The following is a 21,820-nucleotide window of genomic DNA, read 5'->3' as shown; positions in this document are numbered from 1 at the left end:
AGTAATAACATGGATAATAAATTAATTATTTCATCTCAAGTTATTAACACAATGGAACAGAGTAATTCTCCTTGGGCAATAAAGGATAAAAACTCATGTTTTATTTATGCCAATCAGGCATGTAAACATGTTCAAAACATTTCAAGCTCTTTTGACTACGAGGGAGTTTACGATGATGAACTTCCTTGGGGTGGGGCCGAATTTGCCAAAGAATACATCGTTCATGATCAAAAAGTGATGGAAAAAGAAGAAAGAATATGTTTACTTTTAACACATAAATTTGGTAAAGAGCAACTTCTTTCGTCTTATTTTTTTGAAAAATACCCTCTTTACCATGAAAACGGAAGTTGTATAGGAACGATATTTCATGGTTGGCAAGCTCAGGATTTCTCATTCACCCGACTATTTCATGGAAAACTTCCGGCATCTATATTATTTCAACCACCGACCGATCTCTTTACGCAACGGGAATGGGATGTTATTTTTCTCCTGTTACAAAAATATACCAGTAAGCAAATCGGTAGAATGTTAAATCTTTCCTACCGTACCGTTGAAACCCATATCTCACGTATATATAAACGGATTAGTGTTCACTCTAGTCGTCAATTGGAAGAATATTGTCGCACAAATGATTATGATCTCTATGTACCAGAAAGATTTGTGCATCCAGAAAGCAGAATGTTTCTTTAACACTTAGATTACAAAGGAGTTTTTACTAATATGAAAAAGAGCTATGCAATATTACCTCAAAATATTAACACCATAGAAATGAGCAATAAACCGTGGGGAATACAGAATAGCTCTTCGAACTTTATTTACAATGACTCTGCTACAAAAAATTTATTCATACTTTTACACAATTATTTGATCATAAATGGTTCTATAATCATGAATTATCCTAAGTTATGGGACAGTCGTGAGTTAAAGTGATTATAAGATTAAACAGCAAAAACCTGATTTTAAGGCTAGAGAAAAGAGGAGTAATAAATATGGACAATAAATTAATTATTTCACCTCAAATCATTAATACAATGGAACAAAGTAATGATCCTTGGGGAATAAAAGATGAAAATTCATGCTTTATTTATGCCAATCAGGCATGTAAACGCATGCTCAATATTTCATGTTCTTTTGACTTTGAAGGGCTTTATGATCATGAATTACCTTGGATTGGGGCCGAATTTGCCAAAGAATACATTGCTCATGATCAAAAGGTGATGGAAAAAGAAGAAAGAGTATGCTCCCTTGAAACTAATACATATGGGAAAAAACAAATTCTATCATCTTACTTTTTTGAAAAGTCACCTATTTACCATGATAGTAACTGCATGGGAATTATATATCATGGTTGGCAAGCTCAGGATTTCTCACTTACCCGGCTATTTCGTGGAAAATTACCAGCAAATATTATGTTCCAGCCACCGACCAATCTCTTTACTCAACGGGAATGGGACGTTATTTTTCTCCTGTTACAAAAATATACCAGCAAGCAAATCGGTAGAATATTAAATCTTTCCTACCGTACCGTTGAAACACATATCTCACGAATATATAAAAGAGTGGGTGTTCACTCTTGTTATCAATTAGAAGAATATTGTCGCACAAATGATTACGATCTCTATGTACCAGAAAGGTTTGTACATCCCAAAATCAGAATATTTTCTTAATTATTAGATTAGAAGGAGTTATCACTAATATGAAGAAGAACTATGTAATATCGTCTCAGATTATGAACACAATAGAAGTGTTCAACAAACCGTGGGAAATACAGGATAGTTCTTCAGATTTTATCTACGATAATTCAGCTACAAAGGAATTTATTCGTAACTTTAAACAATCATTTGATTATGGAGAGTTTTATGATCATGAACTACCTTAAAGCCTGGGATAGTCGTGAGTTAAATTGATTATAAGATCAAACATCGAAAATCTAATTTTAAGGCCAGAAAAATAGGAGTAATAACATGGAAAATGAATTAATTATTTCACCTCAAGTGATTAATACCATGCAGCAAAGCAATGAGCCTTGGGCAATCAAAGACAAAAACTCATGTTGGATTTTTGGCAATTTGGCATTTAGACAAATCCAAAATCTCCCAGATTTATTTGATTATGAAGGGAAATATGATAGTGAACTTCCGTGGAATGGTGCTGAATTTGCCAAAGAATTCGTTATTCACGATAAGAATGTTATGAAACAAGAGAAAAGAATATGCTCACTTGAAACACATACATATGGGAAAGATAAATTTCTATCATCTTATTTTTCGGAAAAATATCCAATTTATAATGATGAGAACGAATGTATCGGTATCTTTCTCCATGCATGGAAAGCCCAAGATTTCTCATTCACTCGCTTATTTCATGGAAAACTTCCGGCGTCTATATTATTTCAACCACCGACTGATCTTTTTACTCAACGGGAATGGGATGTTATTTTCCTCATGTTACAAAAGTATACCAGTAAGCAAATCGGTAGGATGTTAAATATTTCCTATCGTACGGTTGAAACCCATATTTCACGTATATATAAACGCATTGGTGCTCACTCTAGTCGCCAATTAGAAGAATATTGTCGCACCAATGATTATGATCTCTATGTACCAGAAAGGTTTGTGCATCCAGAAAGCAGAATGTTTCTTTAACACTTAAGTTACAAAGGAGCTTTTACTGATATGAAGAAGAACTATACAATCTCCCCTCAAGTTATTAATACAATGGAGAAAAGTAATGATCCCTGGGGAATAAAAGATGAGAATTCATGCCTTATTTATGTTAATTTGGCATTAAAATCTCTTCATAATGTTCCAAGTTCTTTTAACTATGAAGGGCTTTTCGATGATGAAATTCCTTGGAATGGTGCTGAATTTGCTAAAGAACACGTGACTCAAGATAAAATAGTGATGGAAGAAAAAGAAAGAATATGCTCACTCGAAACGCATCTATTTGGGAAAGAACAAATTCTGTCATCCTATTTTTGTGAAAAATATCCTCTTTACCATGAAGACGGAAGCTGTATAGGAACCATATTTCATGGTTGGCAAGCTCAGGACTTTTCATTCACCCGGTTATTTCATGGAAAACTTCCGGCGTCTATATTATTCCAACCACCGACCGATCTTTTTACTCAACGGGAATGGAATGTTATCTTCCTCCTGTTACAAAAATATACCAGTAAGCAAATCGGTAGGATGTTAAATATTTCCTACCGTACGGTTGAAACCCATATTTCACGTATATATAAACGCATTGGTGCTCACTCTAGTCGCCAATTAGAAGAATATTGTCGCACCAATGATTATGATCTCTATGTACCAGAAAGGTTTGTGCACCCAGAAAGCAGAATGTTTCTTTAACACTTAAGTTACAAAGGAGCTTTTACTGATATGAAGAAGAACTATGTAATATCGCCTCAGATTACCAACACAATGGATCAAAGTAATTCACCTTGGGCAATAAAGGATAAAAACTCATGCCACATTTATGTCAATCAGGCATGTAAACGTCTTCTCAATATTTCATGTTCTTTTGACTTTGAAGGGCTTTATGACCATGAATTACCCTGGGATGGAGCCGAATTCGCCAAAGAGTACATCGCTCATGATCAAAAGGTGATGGAAAAAGAAGAAAGAGTATGCTTGTTCTTAACACATACTTTTGGAAAAGAGCAAATTCTGTCATCTTATTTCTTTGAAAAATACCCTCTTTATCATGAAGACGGAAGCTGTATGGGAACAATATATCATGGTTGGCAAGCTCAGGATTTCTCATTCACTCGGCTATTTCATGGAAAATTGCCAGCCAATATTATGTTCCAACCACCGACCGATCTTTTTACTCAACGGGAATGGAATGTTATTTTCCTCCTATTGCAGAAGTATACCAGTAAGCAAATCGGTAGAATGTTAAATCTTTCCTATCGTACCGTTGAAACCCATATTTCACGTATATATAAACGGATTAGTGTTCACTCCAGTCGTCAATTAGAAGAATATTGTCGCGCCAATGATTATGATCTCTATGTACCAGAAAGGTTTGTACATCCAGAAAGCAGAATGTTTCTTTAACACTTAAGTTACAAAGGAGCTTTTACTGATATGAAGAAGAACTATACAATCTCCCCTCAGGTTATTAATACGATGGAGAAAAGTAATGAACCCTGGGGAATAAAAGATAAAAATTCATGTTTTATTTATGCTAATCAGGCTAATTATCGCGTTCAAAATATTTCACGTTCCTTTGATTATGAGGGCCTTTATGATTATGATCTTCCCTGGGATGGAGCCGAATTTGCAGAAGAATACATGGCCAATGATAAAATAGTGATGGAAAAAGAAGAACGCATATGTTCACTTGTAACACATAAATTTTTTAAAGAACAAATTCTGTCATCTTACTTCTTTGAAAAATACCCTCTCTATCATGAAGACGGAAGTTGTATAGGAACGATATTTCATGGTTGGCAAGTTCAAGATTTCTCATTCACCCGATTATTTCGTGGGAAATTGCCAGCAAATATTATGTTTCAGCCACCGACTAATCTCTTTACTCAACGGGAATGGGATGTTATTTTCCTTTTTTTACAAAAATATAACAGTAAGCAAATCGGTAGAATGTTAAATCTTTCCTATCGTACTGTTGAAAATCATATCTCACGCATATATCAGAGAATTGGAGTTCATTCCAGTTATCAATTGGAAGAATATTGTCGCACTAATGATTATGATCTCTATGTGCCAAAAAGATTTGTACATCCAGAAACCAAAATGTTTCCTTAACCATTAAATTAAAAGGAGTTCTACTAATATGAAAAAGAACTATATTATCTCACCTCAGGTTATTAACACAATGAAGCAAAGTAATGAGCCGTGGGGAATCAAGGATAAAAACTCATGCTTTATTTATGTCAACCAAGCATGTAAACACGCACAAAATATTTCAAGCTCTTTTGACTATGAAGGGCTTTATGATTATGACCTTCCCTGGGATGGAGCCGAATTTGCTAAAGAACATGTTATTCAAGATAAAATAGTGATAGAAAAAGAAGGAAGAATATGTTCACTTGAAACACATCCATTTGGAAAAGAACAAATTTTGTCATCCTATTTTTGTGAAAAATATCCACTTTACCATGAAGATGGAAGTTGTATAGGAACGATATTTCATGGTTGGCAAGCTCAGGATTTCTCATTTACCCGGTTATTTCGTGGGAAACTACCAGCATCTATTATATTCCAGCCACCGACAGATCTTTTTACTCCTCGGGAGTGGGATGTTATTTTCCTTTTTCTACAAAAATATAACAGCAAGCAAATCGGTAGAATGTTAAATCTTTCCTATCGTACGGTTGAAAATCATATCTCACGCATATACCAAAGAATTGGTGTTCATTCCAGTTATCAATTGGAAGAATACTGTCGTACAAATGATTATGACCTCTATGTACCAGAAAGATTTGTGCATCGGGAAAGCAGAATGTTTCCTTAACCATTAGATTAAAAGGAGTTCTACTAATATGAAAAAGAACTATGTAATATCACCTCAGGTTATTAATACGATGAAGCAAAGTAATGAGCCGTGGGGAATAAAAGATAAAAATTCATGCTTTATTTATGCCAATCAGGCATGTAATCGTGTTCAAAATATTTCACGCTCCTTTGACTATGAGGGTCTTTATGACTATGATCTTCCTTGGGATGGCGCCGAATTTTCTGAAGCATACATGACCAATGATAAAATAGTAATGGAAAGAGAAGAACGAACATGTTCGCTTGTAACACATAAATTTTTCAAAGAACAAATTCTGTCATCTTATTTTTTTGAAAAATACCCTTTTTATCATGAAGATGGAAGCTGTATAGGAACGATATATCATGGTTGGCAAGCTCAGGATTTCTCATTCACTCGGCTATTTCATGGAAAATTGCCAGCCAATATTATGTTCCAGCCACCGACCGATCTTTTTACTCAACGGGAATGGGATGTTATTTTCCTCCTGTTACAAAAATATACCAGTAAGCAAATCGGTAGAATGTTAAATCTTTCCTATCGTACGGTTGAAACCCATATCTCACGCATATATAAACGTATTGGTGTTCACTCTAGTCGTCAATTGGAAGAATATTGTCGCACAAATGATTATGATCTCTATGTACCAAAAAGATTTGTGCATCCAGAAACCAGAATGTTCCCTTAACCATTAGACTAAAAGGAGTTCTACTAATATGAAAAAGAACTATGTCATCTCACCTCAAGTTATTAATACAATGGAGCAAAGTAATGAGCCGTGGGGAATAAAAGATAAGAATTCATGCTTTATTTATTCCAATCAAGCATGTAAACATGTTCAAAATATTCCAAGCTCTTTTGACTATGAGGGACTTTATGATTATGACCTTCCCTGGGATGGAGCCGAATTTGCTAAAGAATACATGACCCACGACAGAATGGTGATGGAAAAAGAAGAAAAGGTGCGCTCACTTATAACACAAGTACATGGAAAAGAACAAATTCTGTCATCTTATTTTTTTGAAAAGTACCCTTTTTACCATGAAGATGGAAGCTGTATAGGAACGATATATCATGGCTGGCAAGCACAGGATTTTTCATTTACCCGGCTATTCCGAGGAAAACTGCCAGCATCTATTATGTTCCAGCCACCGACCGATCTCTTTACCCAACGGGAATGGGATGTTATTTTCCTTTTTTTACAAAAATACAACAACAAGCAAATCGGTAGAATGTTAAATCTTTCCTATCGTACGGTTGAAAATCATATCTCACGCATATACCAAAGAATTGGAGTTCATTCCAGTTATCAATTGGAAGAATACTGTCGCACGAATGATTATGATCTCTATGTACCAAAAAGATTTGTGCATCCAGAAACCAGAATGTTCCCTTAATCATTATATTAAAAGGAGTTCTACTAATATGAAAAACAACCATGTAATATCACCTCAAGTTATTAATACAATGGAGCTGAGTAACGAGCCTTGGGGAATAAAAGATAAAAACTCATGCTTTATTTATGCCAATCAGGCATGTAATCGTGTTCAAAATATTTCACGCTCCTTTGACTATGAAGGTCTTTATGACTATGACCTTCCCTGGGATGGTGCCGAATTTTCTGAAGCGTACATGACCAATGATAAAATAGTAATGGAAAGAGAAGAACGAACATGTTCACTTGTAACTCATAAATTTTTTAAAGAACAAATTCTGTCATCTTATTTTTTTGAAAAATACCCTCTCTATCATGAAGACGGAAGTTGTATAGGAACGATATATCATGGTTGGCAGGTTCAGGATTTCTCATTCACCCGGCTATTTCGTGGAAAACTGCCAGCAAATATTATGTTCCAACCACCAACCGAACTCTTTACCCAACGGGAATGGGATATTATTTTCCTTTTTTTACAAAAATATGACAGTAAGCAAATTGGTAGAATGTTAAATATTTCCTACCGTACGGTTGAAAACCATATTTCGCGTATATACAAACGGATTGGAGTCCACTCTAGTTACCAATTAGAAGAGTATTGTCGCACCAATGATTATGATCTCTATGTACCAGAAAGGTTTGTGTATCCAGAAAGTAGAACGTTTCCTTAATTCTTTAAATTAAAAGGTATTGTTACTAATATGAATAAGAACTATGCAGTATCACCTCAGATTATTAACACAATAGAAATGAGCAACGAACCGTGGGGAATACAGGATAGTTCTTCAAATTTCATCTACGATAATTCAGTTACAAAAAAATTTATTCATAATTTTAAAGAATCATTTGATTATGAAGGATTTTATGATCATGAATTACCCTGGGATGGAGCCGAATTCGCCAAAGAGTACATAACTCATGATCAAAAAGTGATAGAAAAAGAAGAAAGAGTACGTTCACTTATAACATGTACATTTGAAAAAGAACAAATTCTTTCCTTTTATTTTTTTGAAAAATACTCTCTTTATCATGAAGACGGAATCTGTATGGGAACGATATATCATGGCTGGCAAGCTCAGGATTTCTCATTCACTCGACTCTTTCATGGAAAATTACCAATAAATATTATGTTCCAGCCACCAACCGCTCTCTTTACTCAACGGGAATGGGATATTATTTTCCTCATGCTACAAAAGTATACCAGTAAGCAAATCAGTAGAATGTCAAATATTTCCTATCGTACGGTTGAAACCCATATCTCGCGTATACATAAACGGATTGGTGTTCACTCTAGTTATCAATTAGAAGAATATTGTCGTACCAATGATTATGATCTCTATATGCCAAAAAGATTTGTGCATCCAGAAAGCAGAATGTTCCCTTAACCATTAGATTAAAAGGAGTTCTATCAATATGAAAAACAACCATGTAATATCACCTCAAGTTATTAATACAATGGAGCAAAGTAATGAGCCGTGGGGAATAAAGGATGAAAATACACGCTATATTTATGTCAATCGGGCATGTAAGCGTCTTCAAAATATTTCAAGTTCTTTTGACTATGAGGGGCTTTATGAGCATGAATTGCCCTGGGATGGAGCCGAATCTGCAAAAGAATACATGGCCCATGATAGAAAAGTAGTGAAACAGGAAAAAAGAATATGTTCACTTGAGACACATGTACATGGAAAAGAACAAATTCTGTCATCATACTTTTTTGCAAAATATCCTCTTTATCATGAAAACGGGAGCTGTATGGGCATTATATATCATGGTTGGCAAGCTCAGGATTTTTCATTTATCCGGCTATTTCATGGAAAACTGCCGGCATCTATATTATTTCAGCCACCAACCGATCTCTTTACTCAACGTGAATGGGATGTTATTTTCTTCATGCTACAAAAGTATACTAGTAAACAAATCGGTAGAATGTTAAGTATTTCCCACCGTACTGTTGAAACCCATATTGCACGAATATATGAAAGAATTGGTGTTCACTCTAGTTACCAATTGGAAGAGTATTGTCGCACCAATGATTATGATCTCTATATGCCAAAAAGTTTTGTCCATCCAAAAACCAGAATGCTTCTTTAACCTTTAGATTAGAAGGGATTGTTACTGATATGAAGAAGAACAATGCAATATCACTTCAAGTTATTAATACAATGGAAATAAGCAATGAACCGTGGGGAATAAAGGATAGTTCTTCAAACTTTATCTACGGTAATCCAGCTACAAAGAAGTTTATTCATAATTTTAAAGAGTCGTTTGATTATGAAGGGCTTTATGATCATGAGCTGCCTTGGGATGGTGCTGAGTTCGCCAAGGAGTTTATTATCCACGATAAAAATGTCATGGCTAAAGGCGAAAGAGTCTGTTCACTTGAAACCCATGTATTTGGACAAGGGCAAACTCTGTCATCCTATTTCTGTGAGAAATTGCCTCTTTATCATGACGATGGTAATTGTATGGGAATTATGTACCATATGTGGCAAGCCAAGGAGTATTCATTGACCTACCTATACCAATATTATGATAAATTACCCTCATCCATTCTACTTCAACCACCTTCGGATCTTTTTACTCAACGGGAGTGGGATATTATCTTTCTCTTCTTACAGAAGCAATCTAGAAAACAGGTCGGGGAAATATTGAATATCGCCTATCGTGAGGTTGAAGAACATACGGCAAGGATATATCGTAAAATCGGGATTCACTCTAGTCAGCAGTTGGAAGAATATTGCCGTACCAACAACTTTAACCATTACATCCCAGAAAGGTTTTTATTGTCTTAGATTACGTATTATTTCCCAGTTTCTACACACTACCTTTGTTAATTATTTATTGATAAAATATACGGCCCTATGGAAATAGGCTTTTTTCAACGGAAAATTTCCATCCAATAGTTTAAAAAAGCAATAATTATCTTAAAGGATATTTATGAATAAATCAGGATTAAAAGAAGTCCCTTTGATTACGCCTCAATTTACACATATATGGGACAAAAGCCCTGATCTTTGGTTTGTAAAAGATAAGGAATCGCGTTTTATGTACGCAAATACTAAGTTTATTAAAGCCAATAAGTTACCGGAAAACTTTAATGTTATCGGGTATACCGATTATGAATTACCAACACCAGTTAATGGTTTCGCCCATTATTTTAAAGAACACGATCGCAGAGTCTTAGAATGTATGCAACGAGTATGCTCTGTCGGCACTTATCCTCAAGGTAATGGTCGACCGCCTAAATCCTATTTTTGCGAGAAGTACCCATTAATGGGGGAAGATAATCAATGTATGGGCATTATTTCCCATGCCAGAGAAATAGAACACTTCACAGTGTCCCATTATATTAAGAATCATACCCCAATATCTGCCTGTCCCAGACCACCTAATGATTTACTAAACGAGAAAGAGTGGGTGGTTATTTTTCTATTTTGCTGCGGTATGAATAATAATGATACGGCCATTGAAATGAATGTTTCATGCCATTCGGTGGAAAAACATTTTGAAAGTATCTATGAAAAATTATCGGTCAATTCACTGACAGAGTTACGAGCACTTTGCAAAGAGAATGGCTATGATCTCTATATGCCACCAAGGTATTTTCTATCTATAGGCCATTTTATATTATAAGTGATTTATTTTACTATTAACTGTTACTCACCTCATTGATTAATTTTATTGATAATTAGGAATGCAATTAATGATATCGCCGACTTTTACATTAATTCAAGGTTTATAAGCCTTGATATCGATTTCCCCATACTCAGAAAATATTGCACATATTTTGGATGACAGACGATATATACCGCCGATTGCGGCGGATGTTGCTGCATCCAGAACAATCTTCTGCCTCTATTTTAGCCTTTTATTACAACAAGGCGACGGCCTGCGCACAGCTTTGACTCAGGAGCCTTATCACCGTCTCAGCACCGCTTCGATTGGGATTTATCCTTATCATCCGTTTCTCTAACGTGGGATCAGACTGACGGAATGTACCGGACAACCGGTAAAACAGCGGCGGTATGTCGAATTTCGATTCGGCGCCCACCGGATAAGGCAGCGCACCAAGCTTATGAGCAACATGAAGTACCTGTTCGGCAATCTCATCATAAAACTCCACCAGCAATACTTTCGATTGCGCATTGGCGATAAGCGCCCGTTTTACCTGTGGAATAACTCCCTGATTAAGCCGGACCACTAATGTTTCACTCACCTGAGCCTGTACAGCATGCATCACCGGGGCAAATACTAATCCACGCAATACTTCCAATGCCTGAAATCCCTGAACCTGACTGCCACCGGAATACATATTACGCCGGATGCGCTCTATTGCCGCTTGCTGGCCGACTACAACACCAACACCTTGCGGACCAAATAGTTTAAAGCTGGAGAAGGCCGATAACGCAGCCCCCCATTCACAACCGATATGTTCCACTTTCATGGCTGCATAGTTATCGTCAACCAGAGCCGGTAGTGATGCAGCATTTAGCAGTGATATAATTTCTACCAATTCATAAGCATCATCAATTTTCTGTCGCGTGTGTTGTACCAACCCCGCCACCGGCGAATGTTGCAAAATCGCAGCCCGTATCTGTTCAGATTGATTGAAATCGGCCCGAACCAGATGCAAACCCATTTGCTCGGCAGTAACCGCTGTCGAAGGATATAACGGCGCATCATGAACCAGCAGGCTATCGCCCGCGTTAAGTAATGCCGCCAGCCCACAACGTATTGCGCCGGTTCCCGCCCCTTGCACTAATACAGCCGCTTCGGCGGAAAAGAAATCTGCGATAACCTGCTCAACTCGTTGTGTCACTTGTGGACGATTCAATCCCGGCACCAGCCCTAAATCTCCGGTGGTGAGAAAATCCGCGCCGGGAAAATGGCGGCAAATAATATCAACTAAACGAAACTGTTTGTGCTGCGCCTGTTCCATGCTCAGACTTGGTAATGGATATGTGTTCAATATCTGTTCTCTCGCACTATCTGTTCTCCCTAACTTCCCCCCTCTATTTTTATCATCACAAAATAAAGGGGAAATTAATTCAATTAACTGATGCCCACCAGATAGATGATGTTAGCTAGTACACCCACCACAATCGTTGCAATAGGCCCAATCGCCATTTCAACCAAAGGACGTTTAGCCGTGCGGTTGAGTAAATAAATGCCCGCCACCACCATGAAGCCCATGCCCGGCAAAATGGCATTGGAAGCCATCATTCCCCCCACCAATAGGGCAACTTCCAACATGCGGGTAATAACGGTACGAATATGTTCACCACAAGCTTTAACTCCAGGATATTTATCCAACCAGATAGCAATTCTTGCCAGTAGTTTGATTTCCACAAACATAATCACACTGCCAGCAATGAAGGCAATCCACAGATTATTGGTAACTAATCCCGCGACAAATACAAATTTCATGCCGACCGGGCTATAAACTCCAGTAGCAATGGCAGTCATACCAACCAACGGCACAAAGCTGATCGCTCTGGCAAGCGCCACCAGCATAGCGTTAGCCCCTTCCCCCTGCGCCATCAGTTGCAGTGATACCGGCCCTTCCGCCAGCAGACTAAGCGACATCGAAGCCGCTACAGCGGTCAATCCTCCACTGAATACCAGCAACCAGATGTTATTTTGAATACGCTGTATCCGCGTGGAAAATAATCCAACCAGCATCTCGTTCGCGCCCTTGGCCGAAGTAGATCCCTCGCCAGCTTTGGGTGCACGCTGTTTCATAGCAAAATAGAACATTACTATCATCGAAATCAGTAGGGCCATCCCGTTAGGGTCCAATTGCACCGGTTTGCTCAGGGCGCCGCCAAAACTCAATGATCCTACGGCTTTCGTCGCGATATACCCCACCAATGTCGCAATCAGCACCCATATTCCTTTGCCATATCCATATTGATAGGCCACAACAATCGCAGGAAACAGTGCAAAGCAGGCCACGATAGGATCGCCGACTTTACTCAGGTTGCCCATGAAATTAACCGGCAAATGGGCAAAGATATCGACAACAGATCGTAAACCGGTCATCAGGGCAACGGCATATAGCGCCCCCAAGATAGCGGAAAGTATGAAACCTTTTTTACTGTTTGCACACCAGGTCCCAATAACATCGGTTCCCAGTAATAAGCTATGCACCAAAATAATCGGAGCGGTCAGCGAGAACGGAATACCAAAGCCGATAACCAGACCAAAACTTAGGGCAAAACTGGTGGCCGCCAGGGTCTTACGATTCATACGCCCTTCCAGATGTTCCGGCATTAAAGGACGTAGCCCATCATGAAATACCGCAATACCACGGTTAGCCATCATGGCAGATATCCCACCGATCACCGCTAACAAACCGGCCTTAAATGGATCAATTTCCATTAAACGGGTAAAAAACTCATATTCCATTTCCCTGCCCTCATAAAGAAAAAATAGCTTTGATAATCACCGGAATAACTGCGTCCATATCCTGACCAGTAAAACCAAACGCGGTTTTCCCCGCATTAACATGTGCAATAATTTCTTCATCAGGCAGGATCTTGCCTGGCATACTAACGGTGACGCATTTATCAATACCAACAATAGCAATTACCATTGCCAAAGCGCCTCCACCTGTATTACAGGCCCCCAAATAGTAATCCGCATTACCACTCTTAAGCGCTATAGCGGCATCTATGTCTCCCATCACGGTAATGGATGAGACTTTATCCTCGGCCAAACGGCGTAAAGTTTCAGCAATTTTTTCTTTCTCAATTTGTCCTCCAATAACAAATCTCATATGTTTTTCCTTTAGTTGAAAAATAGCGTTGGGTTATCACGTAACATCAAATTAATATCGGTTTGCGTTAATCCAGCCTCTTTTAACATCGGCACAAAGGTGGTGATCAAATAGGCAAAACCATTACCGCCATTGGCTTTTAAGTGAGAACGACGGGTAATATCCATCGATAACATGACGCGGTTAAGTAAGCCACGTTGGGCCAGGGTCTTTAACATAGCGATCCGCTTTTCATCCGGGTAGTAATCGTTTTTGCCAATCGTGTCGAACTGGATGTAAGCACCCTGCTCAATGATGCGCAAAATATTGTCCAGATTATCTTTAAGATCACAGTGACCAATAACTACGCGTTCAGCATCTACACCGTGCTTTTTCAATAATTTAAGTTGTTCAAGACCCATCGTGCTTAATGTCGTATGCGTCGAAACAGGCCGCCCAGTTTCCAGATGGGCTATAGCCGCAGCATGAAATACTTTCTCTTCATCAGGCGTAATAACTCCTTTGCTGGAACCAATTTCCCCAATTACTCCGGCTTTCAACGTTGTACCATCGATACCCTGTTCAATCTCAGTGATCATTTCATCCGCCAGTTGTCGAGCGGTGGTATGTGCTACATGCTCAGGAAAAAAGGCAGATTGGTAATAGCCAGTAGAAACTATTACATTAATGCCGGAGTCCCGCATCAGATCCAACATAAACTGTGGGTTACGTCCCATGTAACGATTGGTCATCTCCACAATATTGTGTACACCCAAGCTGACCAGTGTTTTCATCTCTTCACAAATCAGGTCGTACTGATCCAATCGGCAGTCAATGTTGTTTTTAAATGATGATAAATCGAGGTGCAGGTGCTCATGCGCATAGGTATAGCCAGATGCGTCAATTCTGTTTTGCTGAGTCATAAGTAAGACGGTCCGAAAATAAAGAAGATGAAGGTGAAAAGGATAAAGGTGAAGAGGATGGAAGTGCATCTATTCACAGGTCATTTTTTCTCCATTAATCAGAATAGGGTTTCCCTGGCTGTCATAAAGCCCTTCCAATACCGGATGTCCTGACTGGATACCGCTAACCAACGCCACATCACTGCGAGTAGCAAATATCTGGGTGCGAAAGCACAACATAACAGCACAACCGACCGGAAATTCACCGCTCAGGGGGAAATGGTAATCAATACTGGCGTCATCCATCGGTAACAGGCGAGTGGTGGTAATCTGACCGTTTGGCAGGAATATCAGTGCATTATGCGCCCGCCCACGACGATAATAACCGCCGCCATAACAGTAGCTGTTGCCGTTAAATCGGTGAGATATTTCTGTCAGATAGAGCATAGCAATGCGTTCTGGCTGTTCTCCACGATAATTGGCAAGGATTGTTCCTGTTAGCGCATGTCCCGGCTCGGTATGGGTAACACCATACTTTGCCAGTAACGGCAGTGTGCTACAACTTGACGCCGACGGCGCATTTATTTGCGTCACCTCAACCCCTGCCTGTCGTAAAATGTCTCTTGCTTTCAGTAAAGTAAATAAGTTTGGCGCCGGCAGTGTCTGCTGCTGGACGTCTTGCCACAACAAGCAAGGAAAATGTGTCAACCCTGTCAGTTTTACACCAGGCATCGCCATAATGCGCTGAACGACAGTGCTCAATTCCGATAAATGAAAACCCGCTTCCTGACCAGGATATAAATGATCATGATCATCATAGACTTTCAGCATAATACGTTGCACATTTCCCTCACGTTGAGCCAGACTGGAAATTTCCTCCGCTTTTTCTAACGAAAATACTGTGATCACTTCCGGATGTTGTTGCATCACTGAAGAGAGCATATTGCGAGGGATCTGTACCAGATGGCCTACATGAGTCACCGGGATCTTCCCGTTCATCAAGACTCTGGCTTCTTTAAAATCCACCGCAGTGACGCCCTGATAACCCAGTTCTAGCAGTTTACGTGCCAACCAGGCGTTACGACCAACCTGTTTGGTCATCAGATAGAGAGCAATACCATGATGCTCCGCTACCGCAAGTAATCGTCTGGCATTGTCTAAAACCTGATCAACGTCAATAACATAAGTATCTGGTAGTAAGGCTCCTTGCGCCCATAACATCTGGGCTGCCTCAATCAATGCCGGATTTTGTCTGTTCAGCGCATGCATAAACATGCTGTACCTCCTGTACTTCTTCGGCGATCAATGCCACTATAAGAACCTAGATGTTAAATCATCATTTTTTTGAATATTTGATGGAAAAAAAAATTTCCCTCATCTCTGTTGGAGTTGTCACTGCCCCTTCGCCGCCCAAAGGCTAAACAAATTTACCAGAAGGTACCCCTCCTCACAGGGATGTAATTGCACGTCAAAATGTGCCAACAGCGAAGCGTTAATCTCTTGCAAATGAGAAAAGACACTCGATTGACGCACTTCCATCAACAGCTCAATATCCATTGAACTGATTTGTTCTCCCCGGCGTGAGCGCATCAACGCATTAGCCATATGTGTTATTACTGTTTCCCCTAGCGCATTCCTGACTGGAATTTTCCAATCATTTTCAAGCTGCGCCACAACCTGTAGCATGCCATCATAGATATCCTTATCAATGACATTTCCCTGACAGAGTAGATTCAGTCGATTTTCCATTTCGTGAACCTCCCTACATGCCAAATTAATAACTTGGGTCCTGCTGGCCTGCCAATACACGTTGTTGATGGGATAACAACTCTGTTTTATTCACCATAGTACGTACAAGTTGTTGAATCAGAATGTCATCAGTTCTGGTTAAAACCACCGCCTCGGAAGCTTGGATAAAACATGCGCTTCCACGGAGCGGCACTGCGATAAGCTCCCTAGAACTAAGTTCAATTTCTCTGCTAACGTTCCAGATCACCGCGTCAATGTCACCTTTCGCCACTTTATACAAGCTCTCGTGGTAAGAAATATCCACCAACGTGATATCCTGCCCGGCAAAGTACACTTCAGTCATGATCTTCTGGTCGGCAGAACGATGATCCAGCCCAACACGACGAATATTATGTTCACCCCCTTTGCGATAAATCAGTTGGTGTGCGCCAACATAGGTCTGTGGCCCCAATTCAAGTACAACGCGGACATCACCCTGCTCCAGATAAGTCTGCGCCGCCAAATGTGATACCACCGCCAAGTCATAAATACCGCTACGCAAGCATTCCATCCTGGCATCTGAACCTCTCATATGAGCGAAGTAAAACGGAATGCCCTCAAATTGCGCTTTCAAGCCGCTCGCCAATCCTTCATACAATCGGGTATAAGGCAGCGGCATCGCACAAACCACGTTACTAATGTCAGCATGGGCTAACAGCGCTTTGTGATCCACACTAACCAAATAGCTGCCATTGCGCCCCCGCCGTTCCACGTAAACCGCGCCAGAACTCTCCAATTTTTTTAATGCAAACTGAACTAGCCCAACAGATAACCCATAGTCAGATGACAGCTCTTCAATCGTCTTCAACCGATTACCGCAATGCTCACCTAGCAGATAACGCGCCAGACACGCCTGAGCAACCCCCTCTTTTTTTAACAAACCGCGACTCATAATAATTCTTCATTTTTTTGAATGTATTTATATCTAATTTAAGCAGGCAAATAACAATCGGAAAATAGCAAAAATGCGAATGAGGTCACGAATAAGTAGATAATTTCCTGTAATTTCAATGAGTTTAATTCAACAACTAATAATTTCTGTTTTTTATGCTTTAGTTGTGGTCGTTTCTGGACGCTCAATTTCTGGGCGCTTAAGCAGTGCATAGATCAATCCTGCCAACAGGGTACCGATAATAATCGACATCAAATAACCCAATATTGGTGTGATAGCTCCTGGGATCAACAGCACAAATAGGCCCCCGTGCGGCGCCATCAACTGCGCACTCACTGCCATAGAGATCGCTCCCGTCACCGCGCCGCCAACGATACAACATGGGAGCACACGCATCGGATCGCGGACAGCAAAAGGAATCGCGCCTTCGGAAATAAAACACAGGCCCAACACCAATGCGGCTTTACCACTTTCCCGCTGAACGTTATCGAACTTCTGCCGGGCAATCAGGGTCGCCACCCCCATTGCCAGCGGTGGAACCATCCCCGCGGCCATAATGGCAGCCATTGGCGCATAGGCTTGCGAACTAAGCAAACCGACACCAAACGCATAGGCCGCTTTGTTTATCGCTCCCCCCATATCAGCACACATCATTCCACCCAAAATAGCCCCCAGCAGGAGCGCGTTGGTTGTCCCCATATTAGAAAGCCAGTACGTTAGCCCCGCCATGATACCGGCGACGGGTTTACCAATAACATAAATCATAATCAGACCGGTGATCAGGCTGGCAAATAGCGGAATGATCAAAATCGGTTTCAACGCTGCCATACTCTGCGGCAATTTCACCTTGGTACTGAGAAACTTCGCTACGTAACCAGCGAGGAAACCCGCGATAATACCGCCAATAAATCCCGCGTTCGTGCTAGTTGCCAGCATGCCGCCAATCAAACCAGGCGTCAGACCTGGGCGATCAGCGATCGAGAAAGCAATGTAACCTGCCAATACGGGGACCATCAGGGCAAAAGCTGAACCACCCCCGATTTGCATCAACGCGGCTGCCAATGTACCCGGCTCTTTAAATGCAGTGATGCCAAAAGCAAATGAGAGCGCGATACACAGACCACCCGCCACCACCATCGGCAACATATAAGAGACGCCGGTCAACAAGTGACGATAGATGCCGCTATTCTTTTCTCCTCGCCCGGTTTTAATACTATTCTGCCCCGTAGGCTGGAAAGGTTTAGCTTCGACCAGCGCTTTATCAAACTCTTGCGCTGTTTTCTTCAATGCCAGCCCGGTGGAGGTACGGTACATAGGTTTTCCTGCAAATTTCTCCAGATCTACGTCAATATCTGCCACGATCAGCACCAGATCCGCTTTTGCCACCTCTTCCGGTGTAATAACATTGCCCGCCCCTACCGAACCGCGGGTTTCCACCTTTACCCACCAGCCGCGCTTTTTGGCTTCGATTTCGATAGCTTCCGCGGCCATAAAGGTATGTGCCACACCAGTAGGACAGGCAGTAACCGCGACAATGCGTTTTATATCACCACCGCTGTCAGTTGCCGGTATCTGGTACGGTTGTGCATCGGTTTTTGCCTGCTGAAAGAAATCTTTCGGCGCATGCAATGCCTGTTCCGTATCGCCGAGATAAACAAGCTTACCGTTCAGTGCGTTATCGGTGGGAACGCAATTGCCGGTCACGACCACCAAATCGGCTTCGGCTGGATCTTCTGTTAGTATCAGTCCGTTTTCCTCCGCAGAGGCATTGAGAATTGTTTTCACCAGATAACTTCCGGCAAGTCCGAGTGAAGGATCAATGATAAGCAATGTTTTCATCATGCTTCTCCTGCTATTAGCTAAAAGGGTTGTAGATCGACGCGCGCCATTTTCACAGCCAACTGGGGATTTTTACTTACACGGCCCTTCCCCCAAACCGGAAATAATCGCTTCACCAATGGCAGCTATCGCCTGCTGCGCATCATCGCCATTAGCAGTAATATGAAGCCGGTGCCCTTTTTTAGCGCCCAATGCCATGATTTTCATCAAACTGCGGCCGTTTACCGGTTGACCGGCGCCATCAAGGTTGATGATGGTAATTTCACTGGAAAATTGCCGGATAACATTAACCAACACGGCGCCAGGGCGAGTATGTAAGCCATGTTCATTGCACAGGACAAATTCTCCACTGGATATCGCGCTCCGCGCCTGTACGCCACTGGTCAGTAATGCCAGCACGGTCGGCGCATCAGCTTTCAGCAAACATTCTGCTTTTTGTGCTAATAACAAGTTACCCAGGTGATGCAACACGTTTAGCGGCTGGTCGTCGGCAACCGCAACGGTCAATAACATCACCACCGGTTCGTTGTCCCGCGTGAACAATCGACTCACTGCCACAGCGCTGGTTAAATTACCGTCGGAACTATCGCTTAACCAAATGCCCTGTCCAAGATCCAACGGCTTACTGTTAATCACTTTGCTGACAAAAGTCGTATCCACCGCCCCCACTTGCTGTAACCGCCCGGCATTTAATGCCTGTAGCGTCATCAAATCGCGGGCGTTAACATCTAGCGTAATCAGACTGGTATCGAATTTAAATTCAGCTTGCTGAACTTCACCCATCAGCAAGCGATGCAGCGCCTGCGCCGATTTAACAGTTTTTAACTGTTCAGCAATACGATCATCGCTCAGTAGGTGTGTTAACTGACGCAGTAGTGCCAAATGCTCATCGGAACGTGCGGCGATACCAATAACCACATAACACATCGCCCCTTGATCCCATTCAACACCCTGTGAAAAGTGAAATACCTGTACATCGGTTTTCATAACCAGATCGCGAGTATCTAGCGTGCCATGTGGAATGGCGATACCGTTGCCAAGGTAGGTAGAAATTTGATTTTCACGTTGCAACATGCCGTCAACATAGGCATCGCTGACATTACCATTAGCGGCTAGCATAGCCGCTACCTGACGAATGGCATCCTCTTTACTGGTTGCAATTGCGTCAGTATGGATATTTTGCAGAGCCAACTGGAACATAATTTTCTCCCTATTACCAAAAATAGAATCGTTTCAGTTTACGCAGAGAAAAAAGCATTAAGTCCATAAAAAGAAAAAGAGATAAAAAACTGAAACGTTTCAATGAGTGTGAAACATGAATAATTTTCATTCAATACTTATGTGAAATAAAATCGCAATTTTTTGAGATTACTCACATTTTTCCTGCCATCACTTTTTGCCTACCTCCCCCAAGGGATTTGGTAAACCAATAACTTTGCCATTCACCAACCCTCCTAAATTGGTACAGACCTACGTCAGCACGGATAGTTAAAGAAATAAGTTATTAAACCAAAATCGATAAGATATTAGGGAACGACTAGCAGAATGAGTTACGCCGGAGAAATATCATTTTTTCCAAGATCAGGAACAATTATTTGAAAAAATGCTGTATGAAAGGTCTGATATTATGTCAGAAATTTGTCAACGCGATGCTTTATTTTTACAGACAGAGCTTGTCATCCCTATTCTCTAGATACAATCACGCTGTTTAAGAGGGTTTTTATGTATGCGCCTTAACAGGCGCATACATCAGAACCGCTTATTCAGTTGAACAAGCATTTTCCTGTGGGACATAATCAAAGTGTAATTCTCGTTGCCGATTCCTTTTTACACCCCAAACACCGTGGAAACGCTCCGCATTACTGGCGGTATATCGTACAGTATGGCGAATATTACTGTGCCCAAGATAATCTTGTATCAACCGAGTATCTATCCCTCTATCCGCAAGCGCAAAACCACAGGCATGGCGCAACATGTGCGGATGCGAATCTATGGAAATCTTAGCCAATCGTCCGAATTGGTTAATAAGTTGATAAACGCGCTGGCGAGTCAGTGCGTTTCCGCTACGTGACAGAAACAACCAATCACTTTCTGCCCCTCGGAAGGTTTTACGGACTTTTAGCCACTCTTTGATCGCCTGGATTTCATAACCCAAAAGAGGATGAATAGTAGAAAATCCGCCTTTTAAACGCCGGATATACAAACTGCCATCATCCAAATCCAGATCAGATAACCGTAGATATCTGGCTTCACTAACACGTAAGCCATGAACAAAGCTCATGTATACCAGACAATAGTCGCGCGCCCCATTAGGACTCTTTTTCGCCACTTCCAGTATTCTTTCCACTTCGTATTGCGTTAGATGTCTTCGTTGACCCATTATGGTCTATCCCAAATATTCTTTATTTTAACGCATGTAACACACTGCGTTATCTGTAACTGATTGAGACCCAGAACCAACCCTAAATCCCCCATAATAAATAAACCTGCGCCGGAATGGCGGCAGATGATTGTATGAAACTTCTGTTTCTGTACTTGATCTATGTTCAAGCTGCGTAACGGATAGATATTCAATGTCTGTTCTCCGGTAATCCCCCCTATTCTTACCATCCCTAGGTTAAAAGAAAAATAGTGATTCAATTAACCGATTCCCACCAAATAAGGCTTTTTGGCTAGAATTACCAACAAAAATCACT

Annotated in this window: 24 protein-coding genes; 14 read left to right on the top strand and 10 right to left on the bottom strand. The window is 40.8% G+C overall.

Annotation, left to right across the window (positions count from 1 at the left end):
- Positions 1 to 9 precede the first annotated feature (9 nt).
- From EAE93_RS02385 to EAE93_RS02320, 14 genes are all read left to right on the top strand, one after another.
- Positions 10 to 690 carry a helix-turn-helix transcriptional regulator gene (locus EAE93_RS02385; protein ID WP_110086961.1) on the top strand — a complete coding sequence of 227 codons (681 nt, stop codon included), beginning with the start codon at positions 10 to 12 and terminating at the stop codon, positions 688 to 690.
- A 299-nt stretch (positions 691 to 989) separates the two neighbouring features.
- The gene (locus EAE93_RS02380) at positions 990 to 1,667 is read left to right on the top strand and encodes a PAS and helix-turn-helix domain-containing protein (RefSeq protein WP_214038995.1); all 678 of its coding nucleotides are present in this window, start codon (positions 990 to 992) and stop codon (positions 1,665 to 1,667) included.
- A 297-nt stretch (positions 1,668 to 1,964) separates the two neighbouring features.
- The gene (locus tag EAE93_RS02375) at positions 1,965 to 2,645 is read left to right on the top strand and encodes a helix-turn-helix transcriptional regulator (protein WP_036807650.1); all 681 of its coding nucleotides are present in this window, start codon (positions 1,965 to 1,967) and stop codon (positions 2,643 to 2,645) included.
- Between the two features lie 30 nt (positions 2,646 to 2,675).
- Positions 2,676 to 3,356 carry a PAS and helix-turn-helix domain-containing protein gene (locus tag EAE93_RS02370; RefSeq protein WP_040152581.1) on the top strand — a complete coding sequence of 227 codons (681 nt, stop codon included), beginning with the start codon at positions 2,676 to 2,678 and terminating at the stop codon, positions 3,354 to 3,356.
- 30 nt (positions 3,357 to 3,386) lie between these two features.
- Entirely contained in the window at positions 3,387 to 4,067 is a 681-nt protein-coding gene (locus tag EAE93_RS02365; protein ID WP_040152578.1) for a helix-turn-helix transcriptional regulator, read from the top strand.
- Positions 4,068 to 4,097: 30 nt separating this feature from the next.
- Positions 4,098 to 4,778 carry a helix-turn-helix transcriptional regulator gene (locus EAE93_RS02360; protein WP_214038994.1) on the top strand — a complete coding sequence of 227 codons (681 nt, stop codon included), beginning with the start codon at positions 4,098 to 4,100 and terminating at the stop codon, positions 4,776 to 4,778.
- Between the two features lie 28 nt (positions 4,779 to 4,806).
- Positions 4,807 to 5,487: a helix-turn-helix transcriptional regulator gene (locus EAE93_RS02355; RefSeq protein ID WP_105397800.1), complete on the top strand. Its 681-nt coding sequence runs from the start codon at positions 4,807 to 4,809 to the stop codon at positions 5,485 to 5,487.
- Between the two features lie 28 nt (positions 5,488 to 5,515).
- Positions 5,516 to 6,196 (top strand): helix-turn-helix transcriptional regulator, encoded by a 681-nt coding sequence (locus EAE93_RS02350; RefSeq protein ID WP_214038993.1) that lies wholly within the window; start codon positions 5,516 to 5,518, stop codon positions 6,194 to 6,196.
- A gap of 28 nt (positions 6,197 to 6,224) precedes the next feature.
- Complete coding sequence (locus tag EAE93_RS02345; protein WP_105395705.1) at positions 6,225 to 6,905, top strand: helix-turn-helix transcriptional regulator; 681 nt, start codon at positions 6,225 to 6,227, stop codon at positions 6,903 to 6,905.
- Positions 6,906 to 6,933: 28 nt separating this feature from the next.
- A complete protein-coding gene (locus EAE93_RS02340) occupies positions 6,934 to 7,614 on the top strand; it encodes a helix-turn-helix transcriptional regulator (protein WP_214038992.1) in 681 nt (226 codons plus the stop codon).
- A gap of 30 nt (positions 7,615 to 7,644) precedes the next feature.
- Complete coding sequence (locus EAE93_RS02335) at positions 7,645 to 8,328, top strand: helix-turn-helix transcriptional regulator (protein ID WP_214038991.1); 684 nt, start codon at positions 7,645 to 7,647, stop codon at positions 8,326 to 8,328.
- Between the two features lie 28 nt (positions 8,329 to 8,356).
- Entirely contained in the window at positions 8,357 to 9,037 is a 681-nt protein-coding gene (locus tag EAE93_RS02330) for a helix-turn-helix transcriptional regulator (RefSeq protein WP_214038990.1), read from the top strand.
- A gap of 29 nt (positions 9,038 to 9,066) precedes the next feature.
- On the top strand, positions 9,067 to 9,738 hold the full coding sequence (locus EAE93_RS02325) for a helix-turn-helix transcriptional regulator (protein WP_040152566.1): 672 nt from the start codon (positions 9,067 to 9,069) through the stop codon (positions 9,736 to 9,738).
- 145 nt (positions 9,739 to 9,883) lie between these two features.
- Positions 9,884 to 10,579 (top strand): helix-turn-helix transcriptional regulator, encoded by a 696-nt coding sequence (locus tag EAE93_RS02320; protein WP_036807630.1) that lies wholly within the window; start codon positions 9,884 to 9,886, stop codon positions 10,577 to 10,579.
- 238 nt (positions 10,580 to 10,817) lie between these two features.
- Here the strand turns inward: EAE93_RS02320 and EAE93_RS02315 are convergent, their stop codons facing one another.
- The 10 genes from EAE93_RS02315 to EAE93_RS02270 all read right to left on the bottom strand — a co-directional run bounded on the left by EAE93_RS02315 (position 10,818) and on the right by EAE93_RS02270 (position 21,504).
- On the bottom strand, positions 10,818 to 11,915 hold the full coding sequence (locus EAE93_RS02315) for an aminotransferase class V-fold PLP-dependent enzyme (RefSeq protein ID WP_214038989.1): 1,098 nt from the start codon (positions 11,913 to 11,915) through the stop codon (positions 10,818 to 10,820).
- Positions 11,916 to 11,998: 83 nt separating this feature from the next.
- Positions 11,999 to 13,354 (bottom strand): YhfT family protein, encoded by a 1,356-nt coding sequence (locus EAE93_RS02310; RefSeq protein WP_214038988.1) that lies wholly within the window; start codon positions 13,352 to 13,354, stop codon positions 11,999 to 12,001.
- A gap of 10 nt (positions 13,355 to 13,364) precedes the next feature.
- Entirely contained in the window at positions 13,365 to 13,724 is a 360-nt protein-coding gene (locus tag EAE93_RS02305; RefSeq protein WP_214038987.1) for a DUF2620 domain-containing protein, read from the bottom strand.
- 11 nt (positions 13,725 to 13,735) lie between these two features.
- Complete coding sequence (locus EAE93_RS02300; RefSeq protein WP_040152558.1) at positions 13,736 to 14,626, bottom strand: phosphotriesterase-related protein; 891 nt, start codon at positions 14,624 to 14,626, stop codon at positions 13,736 to 13,738.
- Positions 14,627 to 14,695: 69 nt separating this feature from the next.
- A complete protein-coding gene (locus EAE93_RS02295) occupies positions 14,696 to 15,880 on the bottom strand; it encodes a YhfX family PLP-dependent enzyme (protein WP_040152555.1) in 1,185 nt (394 codons plus the stop codon).
- Between the two features lie 117 nt (positions 15,881 to 15,997).
- The gene (locus EAE93_RS02290; RefSeq protein WP_040152553.1) at positions 15,998 to 16,354 is read right to left on the bottom strand and encodes a PRD domain-containing protein; all 357 of its coding nucleotides are present in this window, start codon (positions 16,352 to 16,354) and stop codon (positions 15,998 to 16,000) included.
- Positions 16,355 to 16,379: 25 nt separating this feature from the next.
- Positions 16,380 to 17,285, bottom strand: a complete 906-nt coding sequence (yhfZ, locus tag EAE93_RS02285; protein ID WP_040152551.1) for a GntR family transcriptional regulator YhfZ — start codon at positions 17,283 to 17,285, stop codon at positions 16,380 to 16,382.
- A gap of 153 nt (positions 17,286 to 17,438) precedes the next feature.
- Positions 17,439 to 19,124 (bottom strand): PTS fructose transporter subunit IIBC, encoded by a 1,686-nt coding sequence (fruA, locus tag EAE93_RS02280; protein ID WP_040152549.1) that lies wholly within the window; start codon positions 19,122 to 19,124, stop codon positions 17,439 to 17,441.
- A gap of 72 nt (positions 19,125 to 19,196) precedes the next feature.
- A complete protein-coding gene (gene fruB, locus EAE93_RS02275) occupies positions 19,197 to 20,324 on the bottom strand; it encodes a fused PTS fructose transporter subunit IIA/HPr protein (RefSeq protein ID WP_214038986.1) in 1,128 nt (375 codons plus the stop codon).
- 559 nt (positions 20,325 to 20,883) lie between these two features.
- Positions 20,884 to 21,504 carry a tyrosine-type DNA invertase gene (locus tag EAE93_RS02270; protein WP_036775462.1) on the bottom strand — a complete coding sequence of 207 codons (621 nt, stop codon included), beginning with the start codon at positions 21,502 to 21,504 and terminating at the stop codon, positions 20,884 to 20,886.
- Positions 21,505 to 21,820 lie beyond the last annotated feature (316 nt).

This window comes from Photorhabdus akhurstii, assembly GCF_018448925.1.
GTDB classification, from domain to species: domain Bacteria; phylum Pseudomonadota; class Gammaproteobacteria; order Enterobacterales; family Enterobacteriaceae; genus Photorhabdus; species Photorhabdus akhurstii.
The sequence above is the reverse complement of the archived record's forward strand: the minus strand, read 5'-3'. Positions and strand labels throughout refer to the sequence as shown.

Excerpts from the sequence above, each read along its gene's own strand:
- EAE93_RS02385 (WP_110086961.1), top strand. The coding sequence starts at position 10 with ATGGATAATAAATTAATTATTTCATCTCAAGTTATTAACACAATGGAA.
- EAE93_RS02380 (WP_214038995.1), top strand. The coding sequence starts at position 990 with ATGGACAATAAATTAATTATTTCACCTCAAATCATTAATACAATGGAA.
- EAE93_RS02375 (WP_036807650.1), top strand. The coding sequence starts at position 1,965 with ATGGAAAATGAATTAATTATTTCACCTCAAGTGATTAATACCATGCAG.
- EAE93_RS02370 (WP_040152581.1), top strand. The coding sequence starts at position 2,676 with ATGAAGAAGAACTATACAATCTCCCCTCAAGTTATTAATACAATGGAG.
- EAE93_RS02365 (WP_040152578.1), top strand. The coding sequence starts at position 3,387 with ATGAAGAAGAACTATGTAATATCGCCTCAGATTACCAACACAATGGAT.
- EAE93_RS02360 (WP_214038994.1), top strand. The coding sequence starts at position 4,098 with ATGAAGAAGAACTATACAATCTCCCCTCAGGTTATTAATACGATGGAG.
- EAE93_RS02355 (WP_105397800.1), top strand. The coding sequence starts at position 4,807 with ATGAAAAAGAACTATATTATCTCACCTCAGGTTATTAACACAATGAAG.
- EAE93_RS02350 (WP_214038993.1), top strand. The coding sequence starts at position 5,516 with ATGAAAAAGAACTATGTAATATCACCTCAGGTTATTAATACGATGAAG.
- EAE93_RS02345 (WP_105395705.1), top strand. The coding sequence starts at position 6,225 with ATGAAAAAGAACTATGTCATCTCACCTCAAGTTATTAATACAATGGAG.
- EAE93_RS02340 (WP_214038992.1), top strand. The coding sequence starts at position 6,934 with ATGAAAAACAACCATGTAATATCACCTCAAGTTATTAATACAATGGAG.
- EAE93_RS02335 (WP_214038991.1), top strand. The coding sequence starts at position 7,645 with ATGAATAAGAACTATGCAGTATCACCTCAGATTATTAACACAATAGAA.
- EAE93_RS02330 (WP_214038990.1), top strand. The coding sequence starts at position 8,357 with ATGAAAAACAACCATGTAATATCACCTCAAGTTATTAATACAATGGAG.
- EAE93_RS02325 (WP_040152566.1), top strand. The coding sequence starts at position 9,067 with ATGAAGAAGAACAATGCAATATCACTTCAAGTTATTAATACAATGGAA.
- EAE93_RS02320 (WP_036807630.1), top strand. The coding sequence starts at position 9,884 with ATGAATAAATCAGGATTAAAAGAAGTCCCTTTGATTACGCCTCAATTT.
- EAE93_RS02310 (WP_214038988.1), bottom strand. The coding sequence starts at position 13,354 with ATGGAATATGAGTTTTTTACCCGTTTAATGGAAATTGATCCATTTAAG.
- EAE93_RS02305 (WP_214038987.1), bottom strand. The coding sequence starts at position 13,724 with ATGAGATTTGTTATTGGAGGACAAATTGAGAAAGAAAAAATTGCTGAA.
- EAE93_RS02300 (WP_040152558.1), bottom strand. The coding sequence starts at position 14,626 with ATGACTCAGCAAAACAGAATTGACGCATCTGGCTATACCTATGCGCAT.
- EAE93_RS02295 (WP_040152555.1), bottom strand. The coding sequence starts at position 15,880 with ATGTTTATGCATGCGCTGAACAGACAAAATCCGGCATTGATTGAGGCA.
- EAE93_RS02290 (WP_040152553.1), bottom strand. The coding sequence starts at position 16,354 with ATGGAAAATCGACTGAATCTACTCTGTCAGGGAAATGTCATTGATAAG.
- yhfZ (WP_040152551.1), bottom strand. The coding sequence starts at position 17,285 with ATGAGTCGCGGTTTGTTAAAAAAAGAGGGGGTTGCTCAGGCGTGTCTG.
- fruA (WP_040152549.1), bottom strand. The coding sequence starts at position 19,124 with ATGAAAACATTGCTTATCATTGATCCTTCACTCGGACTTGCCGGAAGT.
- fruB (WP_214038986.1), bottom strand. The coding sequence starts at position 20,324 with ATGTTCCAGTTGGCTCTGCAAAATATCCATACTGACGCAATTGCAACC.
- EAE93_RS02270 (WP_036775462.1), bottom strand. The coding sequence starts at position 21,504 with ATGGGTCAACGAAGACATCTAACGCAATACGAAGTGGAAAGAATACTG.